Raw genomic sequence first — 5,184 nt, 5'->3', positions numbered from 1 at the left:
CATCTGTACCGCCAACTTGCTCGATACCGTTCCCAGCCCATTGCGCGACCGCATGGAAGTGATTCATTTGCCTGGCTACACCGAGCAGGAAAAGGCACAGATTGCACAGCGGTATCTGATACAGCGCCAGCTAGAAGCCAACGGCTTGCAAAAGCAGCAGTGCGAAATCACAGCTGGCGCCATCGACGCCATCATCAGCGATTACACGCGTGAGGCCGGCGTGCGTAATCTGGAGCGCGAAATCGGCAACACCTTTCGCCATGTCGCGATGCGCATTGCCGAAGGCACGGCCGATCATGTACGTATTGAAGAAGCCGATTTGCATAGCATTCTCGGCCCCGCCAAATTCGAGAGCGAACTGGCCATGCGTACCAGCATTCCCGGCGTTGCAACCGGGCTGGCCTGGACTCCGGTGGGCGGCGACATCCTGTTTATCGAAGCCAGCCGCGCACCGGGACACGGCAAATTGATACTGACCGGCCAGCTTGGCGAAGTGATGAAAGAAAGCGCGCAAGCTGCACTGACACTTCTCAAATCACGCTCTGCAGAATTGCAGATCGACCCCGATCTATTTGACAAAACTGACATCCACATACATGTACCAGCCGGCGCGATCCCCAAAGACGGGCCCAGTGCCGGCGTAGCCATGTTCATCGCGCTGGCGTCATTGGCCACCAACCGCGCGGTGCAAAGCGACCATGCCATGACAGGAGAAATCAGCCTGCGCGGCTTGGTGTTGCCGGTCGGCGGCGTCAAGGAAAAAGTGCTGGCCGCGCTGCGCGCAGGAATCAAAACCGTACTGCTACCGCTGCGCAACAAAAAAGATCTGGAAGAAATTTCGCAGGATGCGCAGGCACGGCTGAGATTCGTCTGGCTGGAAACCGTTGATGACGCCATGCGGGCAGCGTTGACCTTATAGATTTAGGACTTATGCAATACCGATGTGTATGGGGTTTGGGACGCAGTGGAACGGAAAAAGCAGTTAAGCCGGTGTCATGAGTCCATGTTGTCAGCCGGGTTGCGCAAAGGCTGCAGCTCGCCCCTGGCAACAGCTTCCGGCACCGAGAACGCGTAGCGCCCCAGCATACTAATGTGTCCGTATGAAAGTGGCGACTGCCGCGCCATGTCTTCATCACGAACCAAGTAGCCTTCCTTGCGCAAGTGCTTCAAAGCAGCATCCATGTAAATGGGTGACCGCAAGGATTCGCGCGGAAATGGGCAATAAGCCCCATATGTTGACATCTTCAGCGCCCCTTTGACCTGAATGCTGGATCGCTTTCTACCGTCTCGATGAGGAAGTCCATGACGGCCCGGATTGGTGAAGCGCGCTTCAAGTCGCGGTGCACCACCAGCCAGATGTCCCGAGCAAATGGATCGCCATCGTAGGTCAGTCGCTGTAAAGACGGGTCCGCATCCCCAAGAAAACAGGGTAACCCTGCCACACCGGCTTTTGCCCGTGCAGCTGCGTGATGGCCGTTGATGTCGCTGATCTCACAAGCGATGGGGCGTTCCCCCGCAATTCGGCGCAACCACTGCTGTTGGGGCATGTCATCGAATTGGGCGTCGTAGGCGATGAATTCCCAAGCAGAAGGACGCTCCAGGTTGGCATAATCGCCACTGGCGTACAGCGCGAACGGCATTGTCCCCAGCCTTCGCACAACATTGGTGGATTCCTTCGGTCGCACGAGTCTTATCGCCAAATCCGCTTCGCGCCGACTTAGCGAGACCTGCTGTGCCTGGCCGGAAACTGATAACTGAATGCCAGGATGCCGCTGACGGAAATCCGCCAGATACTTGGCGAGGAAACTGGCAACGAGCACCGGCGGGGCACTAAGTGTGACCTTGCCACTCAAGGGAGATTGGTTGGCGCGAATGGCGCGGTCGATGGCGAAGGCGTTTTCCTCTATGCTTTGGGCCAATTCAGAAATCGTTTGTCCAATAGCGGTCAGCCGGCATGCACGGGGCATCCGCTCAACCAAGCGGACCTGCAGATCATCCTCCAGCGCGACCAATCGCCGGCTGACGGTGGCGTGGTCCACCTTCAAGTCACGGGCAGCGCCCGACAAGGTGCCCGTGCGGGCCACTGCCAGGAAATGCCGTAGGTCTTCCCAATTGAACATCTGTGCGTTTTCTCCAGTATGAAGTGCTATTTTATAGAATTTACGCACAGGTTGCATCGGCCTACCATCGGAGTTCTCTTCTATTGGAAAGGTGATTTTTACGATGAACATCCCTTCAATGAGCCGCCAGCAACGCGGTACGTTGGCAGCCGCTGGCCTGGGCTTTGTCATGGTTTTGCTAGACGTAAGCGTGGTCAACGTGGCACTGGAGGCCTTGCGTACCGGTTTCCACACCGATGTAGCCGGTTTGCAATGGGTGATCAACGCCTACACGCTGATCTTCGCAGCTTTGTTGCTGACGGCGGGCGCGCTGGGTGATCGATTCGGCGCTAAACGAATCTTTGCTGCGGGCTTCACGATTTTCACGCTCGCGTCGCTGGCGTGTGGCTTGGCACCTACCCTGGGAATCCTGATTCTGTCGCGCATCGTGCAGGGGTTGGGTGCCGCGCTGTTGGTCCCAAGTTCGCTGGCCATGCTGCAGCAGGCTTTTCCCGAGCCCGAGAAACGCAGTCGAGCCGTCGGTTGGTGGGGTGCGGCGGGGGGCGTCGCGCTGGCGGCCGGACCGGTGCTCGGCGGCCTGCTGGTCACACATATCGGCTGGCGCAGCATCTTCCTTATCAATCTTCCGATCGGACTATTGGGATTGTTCTTGACCCTTCGTTATGCGTCGGCATCCACTAGGCAAGCGGGACGTAGCTTGGATATGCCAGGTCAAATTTCGGCCGTGATTGCACTTGCATCATTGACTGCCGCACTTACCGAAGCCAGTCGGTTGGGCTGGGCTCATCCGCTGGTCTGCGCTGGGTTGCTAATAGCCGCACTCAGCACCATTGGATTCCTATGGCTGGAGTCACGCAGTCCGGCACCGATGTTGCCGCTCTCCTTGTTCCGTAACCCGACATTCTCGGTCGCCTCCATCGCGGGCGTCATCGTCAATTTTGCCTATTACGGATTGGTGTTCGTCTTCAGCTTGTTCTTTCAGTCTGTGCAACACCTTTCACCGCAACAGACGGGATTGGCATTTCTGCCGATGACCGCCATCTTGATGGTCATGAACATCTTTGCCGGGCGGTTGATCACACGGACAGGCCCGAGATTCCTGCTAGTGACAGGGCTGGGGCTTGCCGCCTTCGGGTATCTGTTGTTGCTGCCCATCAGCGCTGATAGTTCCTACTGGATGCTGGCCATCCCGATGCTCGTGGCCGGCAGTGGCATCGCGCTGACGGTTCCGACCATGATCAATGCCACCTTGTCCTCGGTTCATCTATCACGCGCTGGCATTGCAGCTGGTGTCCTCAATTCAGCTCGGCAGATTGGCGGGATGCTGGGTGTTGCTGTGTTCGGATTTCTTGTGCGGGACGCGGCGCCGGAATTGTTCATGCATGGCATGCACGTGTCCATTGCCGTTGCAGTGGTTCTATTGGTCGTTGGGATTATCCTGAGTTTCTTTGGAATCAGGAAACCAGAATCGCCAATCCTTGATAAATGCCGTAAAAATAGTGTGTCTCCAGTACCCTCCGAAGTCTGAGCAGAGCAATGACGAAGCTCCAGCTATGGGGCGGCGCCATTGCATGAAGATGACATCTGAGTTGCTAATGATTCTGATGCTCGCCACTTGCGGTCAGCGGCCAATAGCGGACGTTCGCTTAGTTCCGGCAATAGATCAAGTGAGAATGTTTGTTGTGCGGACATGAATGTTTTGATCGACGAGATCGAGGCAGAGCATTCGACGGCGCAAGCGCGTTGCCGTGCGGTTATTCAGATATTTTTCGATCTGACGGAGGCCGAACCCGACGTCATGGCTTTTGTCATCCACGCCCGACATCGTGAGTTTTTACCCAAAGAGAAAGCCATTTGCTCGGCATCTGCTTTTGTCCGTATGCGGGGCTTTGTGTTTGCCGGCATCGACAAAGGTGAGATCCGTGCCATTAATCCCGGGGTCGCCGCAGTGATAATGTATGGTGGTGCCATTCGCATGGTGTGCCTGCGTCTGAATGGGATCATCCCTATCACGCTGGATGAATATTTTGATGAACTGTGGGTCAACACCTGGAAATCGCTGGAGTCGTGAGTGCGATTTTTTTGTTTTCAGTCGCAGAACGAATGTTCGTTCTATTTTTAACGAAGCGCAAAGGAGACCTGTATGACACATCGAATTTTGATTATTGGTGGGGGTATTGGCGGCACCATGACTGCCAACCATCTGGTGACCAAACTTTATCCGGAAATACGCTCCGGCAAAGTGCAAGTCACCATGCTGTCGAATTCGCCATGGCACTATTACAAGCCGGCCTTCATGTATGTGGCCTTTAATAGTTTTTTCCGTGATGAGTTGCGTCGCCCCCAGCGTGGGTTGCTGCGTCCGGAGATTGATTTTCAGGTGGAGGATGTGGAAGGCTTTGACTTCACAAGCAACCAGGTACGGTGCAAGAGCGGGCGCAGTTTTGGCTATGACCACTTGGTGATTTCGACCGGTTGCATTCCTTCGCCGGAGCGCATCGAGGGCCTCAAGGAAGGGGGCGACCATTTCTACCAGCATGGCCCGGCGCGGCAGTTGGCGGACAAGCTCAGCAAAATCGAGAAGGGACGTATTTTTGTCACGGTGAGCTTCCCTAAAACTCCGAATGTACCGCACCAATGCGGTATTGCACCGATCGAAACCACCTTGATGCTCGACGACATGTTGCGCAAACGGGGTGTGCGCGACAAGGTGGAGATTGTTTATACCTATCCCGTGGTGTCCCAATTGCTGCGCAACTGCCTGTTTTTGCAGAAAGACACTTGTGAAGTTCTGCCCACCATTTTTGATCAGCGCGGCATTAAGTTCCAGCGCGGCTTCACGCTGGATCGGGTTGACCCGGGGGCCAAAGTGGCCTACTCGGCCGAGGGAAAGGAAGAGAATTTTGACATTCTGATGGCCACACCACCGATCTGCGCGGTGCAGGCGGTGCGGGACTCCGGCATCTCTGAGGCCGCAGACGACGAGGGATGGCTGCCTACCGATCACGAAAGCATGAAGGTGCTTGGACTGGAAAATGTTTATGTACTGGGCGATACCGTGGAC

The 5,184-nt window shown here is 55.9% G+C and carries 5 protein-coding genes and 1 pseudogene; 4 read left to right on the top strand and 2 right to left on the bottom strand.

The features are described 5' to 3' along the window. Positions 1-919: S16 family serine protease (locus GZ093_RS20090; protein WP_296489436.1), on the top strand; the 919-nt coding region annotated here is incomplete at its 5' end. A gap of 74 nt (positions 920-993) precedes the next feature. Here the strand turns inward: GZ093_RS20090 and GZ093_RS20085 are convergent. Both GZ093_RS20085 and GZ093_RS20080 read right to left on the bottom strand, forming a co-directional pair. Beyond that, a pseudogene (locus tag GZ093_RS20085) lies at positions 994-1,200 on the bottom strand (Tn3 family transposase); the annotation flags it as partial. A gap of 44 nt (positions 1,201-1,244) precedes the next feature. Then, positions 1,245-2,120: a LysR family transcriptional regulator gene (locus tag GZ093_RS20080; protein WP_296489438.1), complete on the bottom strand. Its 876-nt coding sequence runs from the start codon at positions 2,118-2,120 to the stop codon at positions 1,245-1,247. A 103-nt stretch (positions 2,121-2,223) separates the two neighbouring features. On the opposite strand from GZ093_RS20080, the gene GZ093_RS20075 reads away from it, so the two are divergent. The 3 genes from GZ093_RS20075 to GZ093_RS20065 all read left to right on the top strand — a co-directional run. Continuing rightward, positions 2,224-3,648 carry an MFS transporter gene (locus GZ093_RS20075; RefSeq protein WP_296489435.1) on the top strand — a complete coding sequence of 475 codons (1,425 nt, stop codon included), beginning with the start codon at positions 2,224-2,226 and terminating at the stop codon, positions 3,646-3,648. A gap of 162 nt (positions 3,649-3,810) precedes the next feature. Then, positions 3,811-4,191, top strand: coding sequence for a hypothetical protein (locus GZ093_RS20070; protein ID WP_296489434.1), 381 nt, complete (start codon positions 3,811-3,813; stop codon positions 4,189-4,191). A 72-nt stretch (positions 4,192-4,263) separates the two neighbouring features. Next, on the top strand, positions 4,264-5,184 hold a 921-nt coding region (locus GZ093_RS20065; RefSeq protein WP_296489433.1), incomplete at its 3' end, for an FAD/NAD(P)-binding oxidoreductase.

The sequence above is a fragment of the Rhodoferax sp. genome, from assembly GCF_010365055.1.
Lineage (GTDB): Bacteria > Pseudomonadota > Gammaproteobacteria > Burkholderiales > Burkholderiaceae_C > Rhodoferax.
Note: the sequence above shows the minus strand (reverse complement) of the source record. Positions and strands in the feature narration are given on the sequence as shown.

Coding starts and splice junctions, on each gene's coding strand:
- GZ093_RS20080 (WP_296489438.1), bottom strand. CDS start 2,120: ATGTTCAATTGGGAAGACCTACGGCATTTCCTGGCAGTGGCCCGCACG.
- GZ093_RS20075 (WP_296489435.1), top strand. CDS start 2,224: ATGAACATCCCTTCAATGAGCCGCCAGCAACGCGGTACGTTGGCAGCC.
- GZ093_RS20070 (WP_296489434.1), top strand. CDS start 3,811: ATGAATGTTTTGATCGACGAGATCGAGGCAGAGCATTCGACGGCGCAA.